Genomic DNA, 16,128 nt, shown 5'->3' with positions numbered 1-16,128 from the left:
GGACCTGGGGCTTCCGATAGCCTCGGGCCGTGACGGAACAGCACGCGCAGCAGCCCGCGCACCGGTTCGAGCGGGGTACGGACGGACCCAAGGTGATCCTGGTCGGCGTGGACGGCTCCGACTCCTCGCTGCGGGCCGCGGCCTACGCGGGCGGTCTGGCCCGGCGCCAGAACGCGCTGCTCGCCGTGGTGTACGTGCAGCCGGTGCTGGCGGCGGGCGCGGCGCTCGGGGTGTCGGTGGCGGAGACGACCGACGAGATCGCCGAGGACCTGGTCGCGCAGATCCGGGAGGCGACCGAGCGCACGCGCGGGATATTCGATGTGCGCTGGGAGTTCCACACGTTCCGCGGCGACCCGTACAACGGGCTGGTGAAGGCCGCGGACGACCTGAAGGCCGACGCGGTGGTGGTGGGCGCCTCCGAGCAGGCCGGCCACCGGATCGTGGGATCGGTGGCCGTGCGGCTGGTCAAGGCCGGGCGGTGGCCGGTGACGGTGGTGCCGTAACCCGTGCCGGTCAGAGGCCGCGCAGGAAGTCCGTGACGACGGCGGTGAACTCCTCGGGCTTCTCCATCATGGGGTAGTGGGCGGTGCCCTCCATCAGTACGGACCGGCCGTCGGGGACGGTGTCGGCCAGGCGTCGCCCCGCGGCGATCACGTCGGCGGTGTCCAGGGCGCCGTTCACGGTGAGGACGGGGACGTCGATCTTCGGCACCCGGGACCAGGTGTCGGTCACCCGCACGAGCCAGTCCTTCTCGCCGGGCGTGTGCTTGGAGAGGGTGTTCAGGGCCATCTCCGACAGCCGTCGCGGGATGTCCTGGTCCACCTCGTCGAGGGTGCGGTGCGGGCCCGGCACGAAGTTCAGGAACACCTTGAGCCAGCCCTCGAGGTCCCCGGCGGCCAGGCAGCGGGCTGTCTCCGCCTGGATCGCCCGGTGCCAGGGGTCGCTGTCCTCGAACTCGCCGGTGGAGGCGCCGGCCACGACGGCCGCGCGGACCAGCTCCGGATGTTCGAGCAGGGTGTCGCTGACGATCAGTCCGCCCATCGAGACGCCGACCAGTACGGCGGGGCCGGCGTCGAGGTGGCGCAGCAGCGCGGCGAGGTCGTCGGTCCAGCGGAAGGGCCGGGTGGCGTTGGCGGAGGCGCCGTGGCCGCGTACGTCGGGCGCCACGATCCGGTGGGTGCGGGCGAGCGCCGGGATCACGGCGTCGTAGACCCGGTGGTCGACGAATCCGGAGTGGACGAGGACCACGAGGTCACCGGATCCGGTCTCGCGGTAGGCGAGGTCGCCGTCGGCGGAGGCGAAGTACGTCAGGTCCGAAGCGGTAGTCATGACAACTAAGGTGTCATCTCCCGCTCGATTTGGCAACCAAGGTGTCATGTTCTCCGGGTGGCTCGCCGCGGGCATCATGTGGGGGTGAACGACACCGACCCGCCCCTGCCCGCCGGCACACCCCTGCCGCCCGACGAACTCGGCCACCGGCTCACCGAGGTCTTCGACCTGGTCGGCCCGCTCTACCGCCGCGCGCTGCGCAAGGTCGAACAGGGCGAGGCCGTCGAGGGCGCCTCCGTCGGGGTCCGCTCCGTGCTCGATCTGCTGTGCCGCAAAGGCGATCTGACGGTTCCTCAGCTGAGCCGGATCCAGGCGCTGAGCCGGCAGTTCGTGCAGCGCATGGTCAACGACGCGGCGGCGCACGGGTGGGTGGAGGTCCTCCCCAACCCCGCGCACCAGCGCTCGTCGCTGATCCGGATCACCGAGGAGGGCCGGACCCTCATCGCCACCGTCCTGGACCGCGAGCACTCCCTGAACCGCGAGGTCGGGGGCGATCTGACCGACGCCGAGGTGCGGGCCTGCGTACGGGTGCTGAGGGAGATGCTGAGGACGTTCGACCACGTCGACGTCGACGACTGACCGGCCGCCCTCGCTCTCACCCGCCACCCCGCTCACGCCCCCGCCTCCCCTACTCCCCCATCACCAGCCCGTCCTTCGCCGCGCCCCGGCCGAGGACGACGTCCCTGATCCGGTCGCGCACGCCCTGCACGGCGGCACCCTGGGCCAGGGCCTGGTTGAGGTTGACCACCCGGCCGGCGTCCACGTCGAACAGCTGCGGCACGAACTCGGCCTTGCGCACCGTCCAGCGGGCGCCGGCCCGGGCGGGCGGGGCGAAGGTGAAACGGGCCACGGTGGACTGGTTGCCGCGGGGGTCGCGGGCACCCAGGTCGTTGAACATCTCACCGGCGATCTGATCGCCCATACCGTAGACGACCCAGGTCCCGTTGATCTTCTCGTACGCCTGCGGGACATGGGCGTGGGTGCCCAGGATCAGGTCGATGTCCGGGCGGCCGCCGGTACGGGAGGCGGTGAGGGTACGGGCGAGGGTGAGCTGATGGTCGTCCGGCGCGTCCTGCCACTCGGTGCCCCAGTGCAGGGAGACGACGACCACGTCGGCGCCCGCCTTCCGGGCGGCCTTGGCGTCGGCGAGGATGCGGTCGCCGTCGATGAGGTTGACGGTCCACGGCTGCCCCTCCGGCAGCGGGAGGCCGTTGGTGTCGTAGGTGTAGGCGAGGTGGGCGACCTGGGCCGTGCCGGCGCGCAGGAGCGTGACCGAGTTGGCCTCGGCCTCGGTGCGCGCGGTGCCCGCATGGCGCACGCCCGCGCCGTCGAGCGCGTCGAGGGTGCGCTGCACTCCGGCGGCGCCGTCGTCGAGGCTGTGGTTGGAGGCGGTGGAGCAGCCGTCGTAGCCGGTGGCGGCGACGGCCGTGGCGATCTCGGGCGGGGACTTGAAGACGGGATAGCCGGTGTAGTCGCCGTCCGCGCCGTACACGGTCTCCATGTGACACAGCGCCAGATCGGCGCGGGAGACGACCGGTTCGATGCCCGCGAGCATCGGGCGGAAGTCGTAGCCGGTGCCGCCGGCGTCGAAGCGCGCCCGGTCGATGATCCCGGCGTGCGGGAGGATGTCGCCGGAGGCGACGAGGGTGAAGCCGCGGGCGGCGGCCGGGGCATGGTTCCCGGACCCGGCCGTGCCGTGTTCGCGGGCCTGACAGGCGGCGGCCGCGGCGAGGAGGGCGGTCATGGCGAGGGCCACCTGATGTCTGCGGGCGAGAAACACCGGATCACCCCACTTCATCATCATTGTCATATTTACGCACGGACAACTCCTAGCTCATGCGCGGGGACGGACGGCCCCGGCGCTCCCGGCGCCCCGCCCGATGCGCGCGATCGGCGTAGCCCCGACCGTTCGTCGAACCGTTCGTCGACGCGATCGACCGTCCGCCGCAGACCCGCGTGCGCGCCCTGTCCCGGAACCGTCCCTTGCGGTGCCATACGCCCATGACCGCCGGGACCGCCCTCACCGCCAGGACGACGGCCGCCGAGCACGAGCTCGCCGCCAGGACGACCACCGCCGAACACGAGCTCGCCGCACTCCAGCGCGAGCACGGCCGGCCGCTCTTCGCGCTGCTCCTGAGGCTCTGCGACGGCGACCGCCAGCGCGCCGAGGACCTCGTCCAGGAGACGCTGGTGCGCGCCTGGCAGCATCCCGAGGCCCTGCGCGCCGACGCCTTCGAGTCCGTACGCCCCTGGCTGCTCACCGTCGGACGGCGGCTCGCGATAGACGCGCGGCGGGCCCGGCAGGCTCGGCCCGCCGAGGTCGGGGACGCGGTACTGGAGAACGCGCCGGTCTGCGCCGACCACGCCGAGCGGGCCGCCGCGACCCTCGATGTGCGCGAGGCTGTGAAGACACTCACTCCGGAGCACCGTGAAGTCCTGGTGCTGGTGTACTTCCAGGGGGCCAGTGTGGCGGAGGCCGCCGAGGCCCTCGGCATCCCGCCCGGTACCGTGAAGTCGCGCGCGTACTACGCGCTGCGCGCCCTGCGCCGAGTGCTTCCCGGTTACGCGCCCGACCTGGGCTGAAACCCACAGTCGAGTCAAGCCTCCGTAAAGCGCCTTGCCGAGGACCGCGGTTGAGTAATCGTGTGTCCTTATCCGTGTTCCGGACTGGGGGTCCCGGCAACGGGCGACGCGCACGCACCGGAGGAAGGCAGGAAGGGATGCTGCACAGAGGTCACCAGAACACGGACGGCACCGGCGGCGGTGAACTCACCGTCCCCATGGCCTGGTTGTACGCCGAGTACATCGCCGACGAACTGCTGCGGACCGGCGATCTGATGCCGCCGACGTCCTTCGAGTTCCGCGCCGGGCGCGACGCCCTGGCGTTGACGATCTTCCTGTCCGACACCGACGGCGAACTGCCCGGCATCCGGGTCGTGACCCAGCTGGAGACCTGGCTTTCGCTCACGGCGTACGACCAGCCGTGGCAGAACTGGGTCGGCGAACGTATGTCCCAACTGAGAGCCGAAGCCGCCCGGTCGGACGCTCCCGCACCCGACCTCGATCTGGCCGGGAACGCCTGGCGCTGGCTGGAGGAGACGGAGCTGCTCGCCCCCGACCTCAACGCGGTCCCGGGCGGCGCCCCGGGGGCCGGGGAGGACGAGGGACCGAAGGTCTGGACGCCCGCCTGGCAGCTCGGACTGCCCCTCGGACACCTGGCGATCCATCTTTTTTAGATTCACACCAATCCGCGGGACCGACCGCTCCGAACACCTGGGTCACGATTCGGTACACGCCTTGAGTGATTCAGGAGCCTGGTCCGTACCGGTGGGAGCAAGGAGTAACCCCACTGGCACCCAAAGGCACGAGGTTTCGGCATGAGGTCCCTGGAAAGGCATCGCGACGTCGCCGCGTACGCGCTGGGCGTGCTGGACGAGGCGGAAGCCTTCCGCTTCGAGGACCACCTCATGGAGTGTCCCAGCTGTGCGGCACAGGTCACCGAGTTCGGGCCGACCGCGCGGCAGATGATGCTCTACCGGCGGGCCACCCCGCGGACCGTGCACCCGTTCGCGGGGCCCGGGCCGCGACTGCTCGACCGGCTGCTCGGCGAGGTGGCGGCCCGGCGTCGGGCCGCCCGCCGCCGGCTGATGTTCGCCCTGGCCGCCTCCGTGGTCGTCGCCCTGGCCGGACCCGCGATCGCGATGATGGCGGGCGGCGACGAGGGCGACGACCCGGTCCGGGTCACCGCGACCGACGAGAAGTCGGGCGTGTGGGCCGAAGTGACCGTCGAGGACGCGGCGTGGGGCAGCCAGATCGAGCTGAAGGTGAAGGACGGGGCGGGCCCCCGCCCCTGCCGGCTGGTCGCCATCGGTCACGACGGCTCCGAACAGACCGTCACCAGTTGGAACGTTCCCCTGCACGACGCCCGCCCCAACACGATGCACGGCGGTGCGGCCTGGCACCCCGAGGAGATCGCGCGCTACGAGCTGCGCACGTCGTCCGGGGAGCACCTGGTGACGCTCGAGAACGACTGACCTCACCGCCGTCCGAGCGCGGCGCCCCCGCCGCCGCGCCGTGAACGTGTCGAGGGCCCGGTGCGGTCAGGGCATGTCGAGGCCGATGTGGACCGGGGCGTGGTCCGACGCCTTGGGGCACCTCAACTTCCCTGCCGCGCCCGATGGTTACGCGGTCGACGATTTCGGCGTGGAAGTGCTGACGGAGGAACGGCCTACTTCAGCAGCCTCGACATCCTCCGGTCCGCCAGCGGCTTCCCGCCCGTCTGGCAGGTCGGGCAGTACTGGAGCGAGGAGTCGCTGAAGGAGACCTCGCGGATGGTGTCGCCGCACACCGGGCAGGGTTCGCCGGTGCGGCCGTGGACCCGCAGACCGCTCTTCTTCTCGGCCTTCAGGCCCCCGGCGGCCAGCCCCCGTGAGCGGTCGACCGCCTCGGCGAGCGTGCTGCGCAGCGCCTCGTACAGGGTGTGGGTCTGCGCCGGGGTGAGGGTGGCGGCGAGCTTGAACGGGGACATCCTCGCGGCGTGCAGGATCTCGTCGCTGTAGGCGTTGCCGACGCCCGCGATCAGGCTCTGGTCGCGCAGGGCGCCCTTGAGCTGCCGGCGTTCGCCCGACAGCAGCGCGGCCAGGCGGGCCTCGTCGAAGTCGGCGGCCAGCGGGTCCGGGCCGAGCCGGGCGACGCCGGGCACCTCCTGCGGATCGCCGACGACGTACACCGCGAGCCGCTTCTGGGTGCCGGCCTCGGTGAGGTCGAAACCCTCCCCCGTCTCCAGGGCGACCCGCAGCGCGAGGGGGCCCTTGCCGGGGCGGGGCGGGCCGTCGGGCAGCCGGTCCCGCCACCGGAGCCAGCCGGCCCGGGCGAGATGGGTGACGAGGTGCGGGCCGTCGCCGGTCACCAGGTCCAGGAACTTGCCGTGCCGGCGCACCGCCGTGACCGCGTGGCCCTCGACGGCGGTGAGGGGAGGGTCGTAGGTCTTCAGGACACTGACGGCCACCGGCAGGACGCGCACGATCTCATGGCCGACGACGCGTTCGGCCAGGAAGTCCTTCAGTGCTTCGACCTCGGGGAGCTCCGGCATACGTCCAGAGTGCCACGCGGGGCCGGGGCCGCTCCGGAGGGACGGGTGCCCGGAATGTCGGCCGGGGGCACGAGCCGACCCGGTTCAGGAGCCGTCCGGGTTCAGGAGTCGTCCGGGTTCAGGAGTCGTCCGGGACGATGAACTCGCACCACACGCACTTGCCGCCGCCCCGTGCCTCCACGCCCCAGACGTCCGTGAGCAGGTCCACCAGGAGCAGGCCGCGTCCGGACACGCCCGACTCCCCGGCCTCGCGGCGGCGCGGCAGGGCGCTGGAGGAGTCCTCGACCTCGACACGCAGCCGTCTGCCGCCGCCGGTGAGGACCCGCAGGGTGACGATCGCGGCGCCCTCGGTGTGCATCAGGGCGTTGGTGATCAGCTCGTCGGCGACCAGCTCGATCTCGTCGGTCCGGTGCCCGGCGCCCCAGGTGCGCACGGCGGCGCGGATCATGTGCCGGGCCTCGGTGAGCGCCTCGGGGTCGCCGGGGGCGACGTGCTGCTGGAGCCGGCCGCCGGTCTGCGGGCTGTCGAGGCCGCGCCGGCGCAGCAGGAGCAGGGCGACGTCGTCGTCCCCGCCACGCTCCTCGGCGATGTCGATCAGCCGGTCGGCGAGTTTCCGTACGTCCTCGGGGCCCGCGGCGATGAGGGCGGCGAGGTCGCGCATCCCGTCGTCGAGGTCGGTCCCGGGCGCTTCGACCAGGCCGTCGGTGCACAGCAGCAGGGTGTGGCCGGGGTCCAGCTCGATGGTGCCGACGGGGTACTCGAGGCTGCCGAACTCGGCGGAGAGCCCGAGCGGCAGCCCGCCGGGGACGGGGACGCGCCGGCAGGCCCCGTCGGGACCGCGCAGCAGCGGGTCGATGTGCCCGGCGCGGACCACCTGGACGACCCCGGTGGAGAGGTCGGCCTCGGTGTAGAGGCAGGTGGCGAAGCGGTCGGTGTCGAGTTCGTGCAGGAAGACGGAGGCGCGGGCCATCACCGTGGCCGGGGTGTGGCCCTCGGCCGCGTAGGCCCGCAGGACGATGCGCAGCTGGCCCATGACGGCGGCCGCGTGGGTGTCGTGGCCCTGGACGTCACCGATGACGGCGCCGACCCGGCCGCCGGGCAGCGGGATGACGTCGTACCAGTCGCCGCCGATGTCCCGGCCCAGGGAGCCGCCGATGGTGGCGGCGCGGTAGCGGACGGCGATGTCGGCGCCGGGCACGCCGGGGATGGTGCGCGGCAGCATGGCCTGCTGGAGGCCCTGCGCGATGTCCTTCTCCTGCTCGTAGAACATGGCGCGCTGGAGGCTCTGGGCGATGCTGCTGCCGAGGGCGACGAGGATGTTGCGCTCCTCCGCGGCGAACCCCGCGCGGTTGCTGTAGAGCAGGCCCATCGCACCGATCGGGCGGGCCTGGACGATGAGCGGCAGATAGGCGGCCGAGGTGATCTTCAGGTCGGTGATGTGCGGCCACAGCACGGGGTAGCCGGCCGCGAACTCCTCCGCCGACTCGATGAACCGGGGGGTGAGGGTCCGTACGACCTCGCTCATCGGGTACGGCTCGTCGATCCGGGTGACCAGGGTGCCGGGGACGAAGCTGCCCTCGGGTCCCTCGGCGATCAGCCGGATGCGGCCGGCCTCGACCAGGCCCATGACGAGGCTGGTCGCGCCGAGGTGGGTCAGGCCCTGGGTGTCCTTGAGGACGTCGATGACGTCCTGCACGGTCCGGGCGTGCGCCAGGGCGGCCGTGGTCAGCCGGACGACGTTGGTCTGCTCCTGCCGGGCGTCCTCGACGGACGTCTCGTCGCCGCGGGCGGCGAGGTGGCTCAGCTCCTCGGTGGCGTCGCGGACGATGCCGACGATCCGGCGGGGGCGGCCGGTGCCGTCGCGCCGGATGTAGCCCTGGGTGTGGGTCCAGCGCAGGGTTCCGTCGCGCAGCCGCATACGGAAGTAGGCGCCATAGTTCTCGCTGCCGTCCTTGATGGCCTGGGAGACCAGTTCGTCCAGCCGGATGCCCTCGGCCTGCGGGACGCGCACGGCGAGGGAGGCCGGGTCGCCGTCGAACTCGTCCGGCCTCAGGTCGAAGATCTCGTGCGCCCGGGCATCCATGTGGAACAGCCCCGAGTCCAGGTCCCAGTCGAAGCTGCCCATACGGTTGAGCGCCAGGATCGGATCCGGGTGGGCGGGCCAGTCGTCCGGGAGTGACAGGGCGCTCGCTCCCCGTTCAACCATGGGGCCACCTTGCCAGGATTTGCCCGATTCTTCGACCGGGGAGCGGGTGCGGATCACCGTCCGCCGGCGAGGGCGTCGACGGGGCTGCCGAAGACGGTGTCGGCGGGAGCGAGCGCGTCGGCGCCGGCCGTCGCGGGCTCGCCGGGCGTCCTGGGTTCGGACGCCTCGGCGTCGGGGCCCTCGGGGACCGCTCCGCCGGCGTCCGCCGTGTCGGACTCGTCGGGCCCGTCCGGGACCAGGCCGCCGCCGTCGGGCAGGTCCGGGATCTCGGGGACGGTCTCGGGGCCGACCTCGTCGGGACCGAGGGCGGATTCGAGGTCGGAGCCGAAGGGATCGGCGAGGGCGTCGCGCGCCTCGGCGGCCGGGACGACGACCCGGGTACCGGGCGCCGGGTCCGTGACCGCCTCGGCGCCGCGCCCGGCAACGAGGAACGCCGCCGCGAGCGCGGCGACGGTGACGAGGACTGTCGTGGGTAGTCGCACCGCGTTCTCCTGGATCACCCGAGGTAATTTCGTCCCTTATTGTCTGCTTCACCCGGCAGGGTTACGCAAACGGAGGACGGGGACACCCACGGTGACGGGGTCAGAATGGAACGGAGGAGCACACGGTCGTGGAGTGGTTCAGCGCACCCGGGTACGAGCTGAGCCGGCTGGTCTTCCAGCGGGCGCTGGCCGCCGTGTACCTGGTCGCGTTCCTGACGGCGGCCCTCCAGTTCCGCGCGCTGCTGGGTGAGCGCGGGATGCTGCCGATCCCCCGTTTCGTGGCGCGGGTGGAGTTCCGGCGGGCGCCGAGCCTGTTCCAGCTGCGCTACTCCGACCGGCTGTTCGCGGGCTGCGCCTGGGCCGGGTGCGCGGTGTCGGCGGCGCTGCTGGCGGGGCTGGACGGCCTGCTGCCGCTGGGGGCCGCGATGCTGCTCTGGGCGGTGCCCTGGGCGCTGTACCTGTCCATCGTCAACGTCGGACAGACCTGGTACGCGTTCGGCTGGGAGTCGCTGCTCCTGGAGACCGGCTTCCTCGCGGTCTTCCTCGGCAACGACGAGGTGGCCCCGCCGGTCCTGGTGCTCTTCCTGCTGCGCTGGATCCTGTTCCGGGTGGAGTTCGGCGCGGGTCTGATCAAGATGCGGGGCGACGCGTGCTGGCGGAAGCTGACCTGTCTCGACCACCACCACGAGACGCAGCCGATGCCGGGCCCGCTGAGCTGGTTCTTCCACCATCTGCCGAAGCCGCTGCACCGCGTCGAGGTGGCCGTCAACCACGTCACCCAGCTGGTCGTGCCGTTCCTGCTGTTCACCCCGCAGCCGGTGGCGACGGCCGCCGCGTCCCTGATGATCCTTACCCAGCTGTGGCTGGTGCTGTCGGGCAACTTCGCCTGGCTGAACTGGATCGCCATCGTCCTGGCCGTGCCCGCCCTGGACCTGCCCTCCGGGCACCGGTCCTTCCCCGCCACGCCGCTCTGGTACGAGGTGGTGGTGCTCGCCGTGGCCGCACTCCTCGTCGCGCTGAGCCGCCACCCGGTGATGAACATGCTCTCGCGCCGCCAGGTCATGAACCGCTCCTTCGACCCGCTCCATCTGGTCAACACCTACGGCGCGTTCGGCAGCGTGAGCCGGGTCCGCCACGAGGTGGTCGTCGAGGGCACCCTGGACGACGTACCGCGTGCGGACTCCGACTGGCGGGAGTACGAGTTCAAGGGCAAGCCGGGCGATCCACGGCGCTGGCCGCGCCAGTTCGCGCCCTACCATCTGCGGCTGGACTGGCTGATGTGGTTCGCCGCGCTCTCCCCCTCCTACGCGGCGCCCTGGTTCGGGGCGCTGGTGGAGCGGCTGCTGGAGAACGACCCGGACACGCTGAGGCTGCTGCGCCGTTCGCCGTTCCCGCCGGACCGGCCGCCCCGCCATGTCCGCGCCCGGCTCTTCCGCTACCGCTACACCAGCCGGCGGGAGCTGCGCGAGACGGGCGCCTGCTGGGAGCGGACCTATGTGCGGGAGTACCTGCCGCCGACCCGGCTGGCGGCGACGGTTCAGAGGCCGTAGACGCGGGTGGCGGTGCCGTCGAAGACCTCGGCGCGCTCGGCCGCGCTCAGGCCGGACGTCAGCTCCCGGGCGGCGGCGGTCACTTCGCCGTAGGAGGCGGCGAGCGTGCACACCGGCCAGTCCGAGCCGAACATCAGGCGCCCGGGGCCGAAGGCGTCCAGGACCGTGTCGGCGTACGGGCGCAGGTCGTCGACGGTCCAGGAGGCGGGGTCGGCCTCGGTGACCAGGCCGGAGAGCTTGCAGACGGTGTTCGGCAGGGCCGCCAGGGCGCGCAGGCCGGACGCCCAGGGCTGCGGGGTCCGGGCGGCGACGGGCGGTTTGCCCAGGTGATCCAGGACGAAGGTGAGGCCGGGCAGGGAGGCGGCCGCCCCGGCGCACGCGGGCAGCTGGTGCGGGAGGACGACCAGGTCGTAGACCAGGCCCGCCTCGGCGACGGCGGCCAGACCCCGGCGGACGTCCGGGCGCAGCAGCCACTCGGGCTCGGGTTCGCCCTGGACCTGGTGGCGGATTCCCCTGAGGTACCGGCCGCCGGGGAGCGCGCGCAGGCGGGCCAGTTCGGCGGCGACGTCCGGGCGGGTGAGGTCGGTCCAGCCCACGACGGCGGCGACCAGGTCGTGCGCGGCCGCCAGGGCGAGGAATTCGGGGGTCTCCTCGGCCACGGTGACCGTCTGGACGAGGACCGTACGGTCGACTCCGGCGGCGCGGGCCTCGGGGGCGAGGTCCGCCACGGTGAAGTCGCGCCGCAGCGGGCTGTCCGCACCGATCCAGTCCTGGTCGCGTACCGAGAGGTCCCAGACGTGGTGGTGGGCGTCGACGGTCACGGCAGCTCCCACACGACGGGCAGGCCGGCGTCCGCGCCCTCGCCGGAGTAGTCGTGCACCACGTCGAGGAGTTCGGCCATGCGGGCCTGCCAGGCCACGTTGACGGGCAGCCGCTCCAGCTCGGCGAGCAGCCGGGCGTAGTCCTCGCACTCCAGGACGTGGAACAGGTCGGTGCGGCTGCGCCAGATCGTCCAGGAGGTGACGCCGGCGGCCCGGATGGCGTGGGTGAGTTCCTCGGGGACCTGGCGGTGGGCGGCCTCGTAGGCGGCGACGCGGTCGGCGCGGACCTTGGTGTGCAGGGCGACCCTCATGACGCCTCCCGCGCGGGGAGCAGGCCGGTGTCGCGCAGCTCCCGCCAGAACGCGGCGGGTACGGGGGTCGCGAACTGCTCGGCGCAGTCCTCGGCCTCGGCCGCCGAACGGGCGCCGACCAGGACGCTCGCCACGGCCGGGTGGGCGGCGCAGAAGGCCAGCGCGGCGGCGCGCAGGGTGATGCCGTGCCGGTCGGCGACGGCCCGCATCCGCAGTGCCCTGTCGACCAGTTCGCCGGGGGCCCGCGCGTAGTCGTAGGTCGCGGTCGGGGCGGGGTCGGCCAGCAGGCCCGAGTTGAAGGCCCCGCCGATCACCACCGACACCCCGCGCTCCTCGGCGGCGGGCAGCAGGTCGGCGCGGGCGCTCTGGTCGAGGAGGGTGTAGCGGCCGGCGCACAGGACGACGTCGACGTCCGTGTCGCGGACGAAGCGGGTGAGCATCGCGGACTGGTTCATGCCGGCGCCGATCGCCCCGACCATGCCCTCGGAGCGCAGCTTCTCCAGGGCCGGGTAGCCCTCGCGGAAGGCCTGTTCGGCGTGGTCGTCGGGGTCGTGCAGATAGACGATGTCGACCCGGTCGAGGCCGAGGCGTTCCAGGCAGCCCTCCAGGGTGCGGCGGACGCCGTCGGCGGTGAAGTCCCAGACCCTGCGGTGGGTGGCGGGCACGGCGAAGCCGTGGGCGAGGTCGTCGCCGCCGTCCGCCGAGGGCTCCAGCCGCCGCCCCACCTTCGTGGAGACGGTGTACGCGGTGCGCGGGTGCTCGCGCAGGGCCGCGCCGAGGCGGCGTTCGGAGAGGCCGAGGCCGTAGTGGGGCGCGGTGTCGAAGTAGCGCACGCCCCGCCGCCAGGCGGCGGCCACGGTGGCGTGCGCCTGCTCCTCGGTGACCTCGGAGTACAGGTTGGCGAGGGGGGCGGCGCCGAGGCCGAGGCCGGTGACCTCGACCCCGCTGCGGCCGAGGGTGCTCACCTGCCCACCGGCCTCAGGCGCAGGCCCTGCATCCCGCCGTCGACGGCGAGCGCGGTGCCGGTGGTGGCGCCGGACAGCGGGCTCGCCAGGTAGGCGATGGCGCCCGCGACCTCGTCCGCGCCGACCAGCCGGCCGGTGGGCTGGCGGGCCTCCAGGGCGGCGCGTTCGGCGGCCGGGTCGTCGGCGGCGTCCAGGAGGCGGCCGACCCAGGGGGTGTCGGCGGTGCCGGGGTTGACGCAGTTGACGCGGATGCCCTCGCGGACGTGGTCGGCGGCCATGGCGAGGGTCAGCGAGTACACCGCGCCCTTGGTCGCGCTGTACAGGGCGCGCTGCGGCAGGCCCGCGGTGGCGGCGATGGAGCAGGTGTTGACGACGGCCGCGTGGGCGGAGGCGCGCAGATGCGGCAGGGCCGCGCGGGCCACCCGGACCATGCCGACCACGTTGACGTCGAGGACCCGGTGCCACTCGGTGTCGTCGTTGTCCTCGACGGTGCCCTGGGCGCCGATGCCCGCGTTGTTGACCAGGACGTCCAGCCCGCCGAGGTCGGCGACGGCGGCCGCGACGGCCTCCCGTACGGAGGTGTCGTCGGCGACGTCGGCGCGATAGCCGAGCAGGGGCTTGTCGACGCCGGACGGGTCCAGGTCGAGGACGGCGACGCGGGCACCGCGCCCGGCCAGGAGTTCCGCGGTGGCCCGGCCGATGCCGGAGGCACCGCCGGTCACCAGGGCCGTCAGCCCTTCGAAGTCGCTCACGCAGCCTTCTCCCTCCGGGGTCACGGGGTACCGCCTCGCATATTTATCAGACCACTTCCTCTCGACAACACCCCTCAGCATGCTTTTCCCGGGTGTCCGGGCCGAGTGGTCCGACCACCTCCACGGTTAGACTGCCGCGCACCGGCGACAGGAGAGGCCACGTGGAAGAGACCCCGCGGAGCGGGCCCGCCCCCAGGGGCACGGTGACGCAGCGCGCCATCGAGCGGATCAAGGCGATGATCGGCGAGGGGCTGTTGGAGCCGGGCCAGCGGCTGCCGACCGAGCGTGATCTCGCGGCGCAGCTGGGCATCTCCCGAAGTTCGGTGCGGGAGGCGATCCGGGCGCTCACGGTGCTGGGGGTGCTGGAGGCCCGGCACGGCTCCGGGATCTATGTGACGGCGCTGGAGGCCGGGGACCTGCTGGAGACGTTCGGGGTGGTCGCGGACCTCTCGCGCGGGCCGCGTCTGGTGGAGCTGCTGGAGGTCCGGCGGATCCTGGAGTCGACGGCGACGGCGCTGGCCGCCGCCCGGATCACCCCGGAGCAACTGGCCGTCGTGGCGGAGCACGTGGCGGCGATGAACGCCACGGACGACCCGGAGGAGATCCTCGCCCACGACCTCGCCTTCCACCGGGCGATCGCGGCCGCCGCCGGCAACGAGACCCTGGCGGCGATCCTGGAGGGCCTGTCCTCGCGCACCTTCCGGGCCCGGGTCCGGCGCGGCCACCAGGAGGAGGGCGCGTTCGCCCGTACCCGGCGCGAACACGCGGCGATCCACCGCGCGCTGGCCGCCCGTGACCCGGAGGCCGCGCGGGCAGCGGCGGCCGCTCACGTGGGCGAGGTGGAGGAGTGGCTCAGGGCGCGGGTGGGGACCTGAGCGGCTGACGGCGGCCTCTCGACGCGGGGCGCCCGGCGGGGCACAGTTCTCCCTACGTACTCGCCAGTAACGCATGCACACCGAGGGAGCTGCCGTGACCAGCTGGGTCGGCCGGACCGCCGTCGAGATCGCCGCCGCCGTACGGGCGAAGGAGGCCACGCCGCGTGAGGTGGTGGCCGAGCACCTGGCGCGGATCGAGCGGCTGGACGGGCGGATCGGGGCGTTCCGGCTGGTCCGGGCCGAGGCCGCGCTCGCCGAGGCCGACGAGGTGGCCGCCCGGGCCGGCCTGGCCGAACTGCCGCTGGCCGGGGTACCGGTGGCGGTCAAGGACAATCTCGCCGTGCGGGGCGAGGCGACGCGGGTGGGCTCGGCGGCGACCTCGGACACGCCGGCCGGCGCCGACCATGTCACGGTGGCCCGGCTGCGGGCGGCGGGCGCGGTGGTCGTGGGCCTGACGAACGTGCCGGAATTGTGCGTGTTCGGCACCACCGAGGGCGTGCACGGCACCGCCCGCAACCCGTGGGACACCTCGCGTACGGCGGGCGGCTCGTCCGGCGGCAGCGCGGCCGCGGTGGCCGCCGGGATGGTGCCGATCGCGCTGGGCAACGACGGCATGGGCTCGCTGCGCATACCGGCGGCCAACTGCGGTCTGGTGACCATCAAGCCGGGCACCGGCGTGGTGCCCGCGGGCATCGGCGAGGGCGACTGGTTCGGGATGTCGGAGAACGGCCCGCTGGCCACCACGGTCGAGGACGCGCGGCTGATGCTGTCGGTCCTCGCGGACACCGGACCCGTACGGCCCGAGGAGCCGGGCATGCTGCGGATCGCCGTCTCCGTGCGCAGCCCGCTGGCCGGTGTCACGGTCGGCGCGCCCTACGCGGGCGCGGCGCGGGACGCGGCCGGGGTGCTGATGCGGGCGGGGCACCAGGTGCGGCGGGCCGACCCGGCGTACCCGCTGTCGCTGGGGGTCACCTCGCTCGCGCACTGGACGGCGGGCACGGCCGTGGACGCGGCGAGCCTCGACGCGCGGCTGCTGAACCGGCGCACCCGGGTGCACGCGGCGATCGGCCGGCGTTTTCTGAACGGGGTGCGGGGCGGTACGGCGCGGGAGGAGCTGCGGCGCCGGCTGGAGCCGTTCTTCGCGGAGTACGACGTGCTGCTCACGCCGGCGCTGGCGCGGCGTTCACCCCGGTCGGAGCCGTGGCACGAGCGGGGGTGGCTGCGCAATGTGCTGGTGAACACGAACTGCTCGCCGCTGACCCCGCCGTGGAACCTGACCGGCTGGCCGGCGATGGCGGTGCCGTTCGGCACGCTGTCGTCCGGTGCGCCGGCCGCCGTGCAGCTCGTGGGGCTGCCGGGGTCGGAGGGGGAACTGCTGCGGCTGGCGGAGCAGTTGGAGAACCTGCGTCCGTGGCGCCGGACGGCGCCGCCGGCCTGACCGGGGAGAGCCCGCAGGTCTGCATGGGCGTGGCGTGCGCACGCGCACGCCCATGCGGCGGGCGATCGCGAGGGATCCCGACGGGGGGATCAGTCGACGCTGGGCAGGATGTGGGGCTCGGCGAGGTCGTCCTCGTAGCCCGCCAGGCGGATCGGGGCGGAGCGGGCCCACACGTCGAGGCTGCGGATCTCGCCGGGCCTGCGGCCGGCCCGCTCCGGGCGTTCCTTGGGGCGTTGCTCGCGATTCGTCTTCTCCGGTGTCACCGCGCACTCCTTATGTGTCGGGTCACCCTCGGGGCGTGCCGGCC

At 73.4% G+C, this 16,128-nt stretch carries 18 protein-coding genes; 8 read left to right on the top strand and 10 right to left on the bottom strand.

The window, feature by feature from the left end:
* Positions 1–29 precede the first annotated feature (29 nt).
* Positions 30–503: a universal stress protein gene (locus IE275_RS00610; RefSeq protein WP_189706261.1), complete on the top strand. Its 474-nt coding sequence runs from the start codon at positions 30–32 to the stop codon at positions 501–503.
* 10 nt (positions 504–513) lie between these two features.
* Here IE275_RS00610 and IE275_RS00605 read toward each other — a convergent pair whose 3' ends face one another.
* Positions 514–1,329 (bottom strand): alpha/beta fold hydrolase, encoded by an 816-nt coding sequence (locus IE275_RS00605; protein ID WP_189706258.1) that lies wholly within the window; start codon positions 1,327–1,329, stop codon positions 514–516.
* Between the two features lie 84 nt (positions 1,330–1,413).
* On the opposite strand from IE275_RS00605, the gene IE275_RS00600 reads away from it, so the two are divergent.
* A complete protein-coding gene (locus tag IE275_RS00600) occupies positions 1,414–1,908 on the top strand; it encodes a MarR family winged helix-turn-helix transcriptional regulator (RefSeq protein ID WP_189706256.1) in 495 nt (164 codons plus the stop codon).
* Between the two features lie 49 nt (positions 1,909–1,957).
* Here the strand turns inward: IE275_RS00600 and IE275_RS00595 are convergent, their stop codons facing one another.
* Entirely contained in the window at positions 1,958–3,073 is a 1,116-nt protein-coding gene (locus IE275_RS00595) for a CapA family protein (RefSeq protein ID WP_229870031.1), read from the bottom strand.
* A 257-nt stretch (positions 3,074–3,330) separates the two neighbouring features.
* On the opposite strand from IE275_RS00595, the gene IE275_RS00590 reads away from it, so the two are divergent.
* The 3 genes from IE275_RS00590 to IE275_RS00580 all read left to right on the top strand — a co-directional run bounded on the left by IE275_RS00590 (position 3,331) and on the right by IE275_RS00580 (position 5,363).
* Positions 3,331–3,912 carry a sigma-70 family RNA polymerase sigma factor gene (locus IE275_RS00590; protein WP_229870030.1) on the top strand — a complete coding sequence of 194 codons (582 nt, stop codon included), beginning with the start codon at positions 3,331–3,333 and terminating at the stop codon, positions 3,910–3,912.
* Between the two features lie 137 nt (positions 3,913–4,049).
* Entirely contained in the window at positions 4,050–4,565 is a 516-nt protein-coding gene (locus IE275_RS00585) for a hypothetical protein (protein ID WP_189706252.1), read from the top strand.
* A gap of 141 nt (positions 4,566–4,706) precedes the next feature.
* Positions 4,707–5,363: a zf-HC2 domain-containing protein gene (locus IE275_RS00580; RefSeq protein WP_189706250.1), complete on the top strand. Its 657-nt coding sequence runs from the start codon at positions 4,707–4,709 to the stop codon at positions 5,361–5,363.
* Between the two features lie 194 nt (positions 5,364–5,557).
* Here the strand turns inward: IE275_RS00580 and IE275_RS00575 are convergent, their stop codons facing one another.
* From IE275_RS00575 to IE275_RS00565, 3 genes are all read right to left on the bottom strand, one after another.
* The gene (locus tag IE275_RS00575) at positions 5,558–6,421 is read right to left on the bottom strand and encodes an Fpg/Nei family DNA glycosylase (protein ID WP_189706248.1); all 864 of its coding nucleotides are present in this window, start codon (positions 6,419–6,421) and stop codon (positions 5,558–5,560) included.
* A gap of 118 nt (positions 6,422–6,539) precedes the next feature.
* The gene (locus IE275_RS00570; RefSeq protein ID WP_189706246.1) at positions 6,540–8,627 is read right to left on the bottom strand and encodes a SpoIIE family protein phosphatase; all 2,088 of its coding nucleotides are present in this window, start codon (positions 8,625–8,627) and stop codon (positions 6,540–6,542) included.
* Between the two features lie 53 nt (positions 8,628–8,680).
* Complete coding sequence (locus IE275_RS00565) at positions 8,681–9,109, bottom strand: hypothetical protein (RefSeq protein WP_189706244.1); 429 nt, start codon at positions 9,107–9,109, stop codon at positions 8,681–8,683.
* A gap of 128 nt (positions 9,110–9,237) precedes the next feature.
* Here IE275_RS00565 and IE275_RS00560 point away from each other — a divergent pair, with 128 nt between their 5' ends.
* Positions 9,238–10,659, top strand: a complete 1,422-nt coding sequence (locus tag IE275_RS00560; protein WP_189706242.1) for a lipase maturation factor family protein — start codon at positions 9,238–9,240, stop codon at positions 10,657–10,659.
* Here the strand turns inward: IE275_RS00560 and IE275_RS00555 are convergent.
* Genes IE275_RS00555 through IE275_RS00540 form a run of 4 tightly spaced genes read right to left on the bottom strand, consistent with a single transcriptional unit; the run spans position 10,647 to position 13,508 of the window.
* Entirely contained in the window at positions 10,647–11,480 is an 834-nt protein-coding gene (locus tag IE275_RS00555; RefSeq protein ID WP_189706240.1) for an amidohydrolase family protein, read from the bottom strand. The two genes, IE275_RS00560 and IE275_RS00555, sit on opposite strands and share 13 nt — an antisense overlap.
* Entirely contained in the window at positions 11,477–11,791 is a 315-nt protein-coding gene (locus tag IE275_RS00550; protein WP_189706238.1) for an L-rhamnose mutarotase, read from the bottom strand. The genes IE275_RS00555 and IE275_RS00550 overlap by 4 nt, the downstream gene beginning before the upstream one ends.
* Positions 11,788–12,756, bottom strand: a complete 969-nt coding sequence (locus tag IE275_RS00545) for an aldo/keto reductase (protein WP_189706236.1) — start codon at positions 12,754–12,756, stop codon at positions 11,788–11,790. The genes IE275_RS00550 and IE275_RS00545 overlap by 4 nt, the downstream gene beginning before the upstream one ends.
* Positions 12,753–13,508 carry an SDR family NAD(P)-dependent oxidoreductase gene (locus IE275_RS00540; protein ID WP_189706234.1) on the bottom strand — a complete coding sequence of 252 codons (756 nt, stop codon included), beginning with the start codon at positions 13,506–13,508 and terminating at the stop codon, positions 12,753–12,755. The genes IE275_RS00545 and IE275_RS00540 overlap by 4 nt, the downstream gene beginning before the upstream one ends.
* A gap of 161 nt (positions 13,509–13,669) precedes the next feature.
* Here IE275_RS00540 and IE275_RS00535 point away from each other — a divergent pair, with 161 nt between their 5' ends.
* Positions 13,670–14,383, top strand: coding sequence for a FadR/GntR family transcriptional regulator (locus IE275_RS00535; RefSeq protein WP_189706232.1), 714 nt, complete (start codon positions 13,670–13,672; stop codon positions 14,381–14,383).
* Positions 14,384–14,477: 94 nt separating this feature from the next.
* Positions 14,478–15,821, top strand: a complete 1,344-nt coding sequence (locus tag IE275_RS00530; RefSeq protein ID WP_189706230.1) for an amidase — start codon at positions 14,478–14,480, stop codon at positions 15,819–15,821.
* Between the two features lie 89 nt (positions 15,822–15,910).
* Here IE275_RS00530 and IE275_RS00525 read toward each other — a convergent pair whose 3' ends face one another.
* The gene (locus IE275_RS00525) at positions 15,911–16,084 is read right to left on the bottom strand and encodes a hypothetical protein (protein ID WP_189706228.1); all 174 of its coding nucleotides are present in this window, start codon (positions 16,082–16,084) and stop codon (positions 15,911–15,913) included.
* Between the last annotated feature and the right edge of the window lie 44 nt (positions 16,085–16,128).

Source organism: Streptomyces phaeofaciens, from assembly GCF_014648915.1.
GTDB classification, from domain to species: Bacteria; Actinomycetota; Actinomycetes; order Streptomycetales; family Streptomycetaceae; genus Streptomyces; species Streptomyces phaeofaciens.
The sequence above is the reverse complement of the archived record's forward strand: the minus strand, read 5'-3'. Positions and strand labels throughout refer to the sequence as shown.

Bases quoted from the DNA above. Each gene is read 5' to 3' on its own strand.
- IE275_RS00605 (WP_189706258.1), bottom strand. From the start codon at position 1,329: ATGACTACCGCTTCGGACCTGACGTACTTCGCCTCCGCCGACGGCGAC.
- IE275_RS00595 (WP_229870031.1), bottom strand. From the start codon at position 3,073: ATGACCGCCCTCCTCGCCGCGGCCGCCGCCTGTCAGGCCCGCGAACAC.
- IE275_RS00590 (WP_229870030.1), top strand. From the start codon at position 3,331: ATGACCGCCGGGACCGCCCTCACCGCCAGGACGACGGCCGCCGAGCAC.
- IE275_RS00585 (WP_189706252.1), top strand. From the start codon at position 4,050: ATGCTGCACAGAGGTCACCAGAACACGGACGGCACCGGCGGCGGTGAA.
- IE275_RS00580 (WP_189706250.1), top strand. From the start codon at position 4,707: ATGAGGTCCCTGGAAAGGCATCGCGACGTCGCCGCGTACGCGCTGGGC.
- IE275_RS00575 (WP_189706248.1), bottom strand. From the start codon at position 6,421: ATGCCGGAGCTCCCCGAGGTCGAAGCACTGAAGGACTTCCTGGCCGAA.
- IE275_RS00570 (WP_189706246.1), bottom strand. From the start codon at position 8,627: ATGGTTGAACGGGGAGCGAGCGCCCTGTCACTCCCGGACGACTGGCCC.
- IE275_RS00550 (WP_189706238.1), bottom strand. From the start codon at position 11,791: ATGAGGGTCGCCCTGCACACCAAGGTCCGCGCCGACCGCGTCGCCGCC.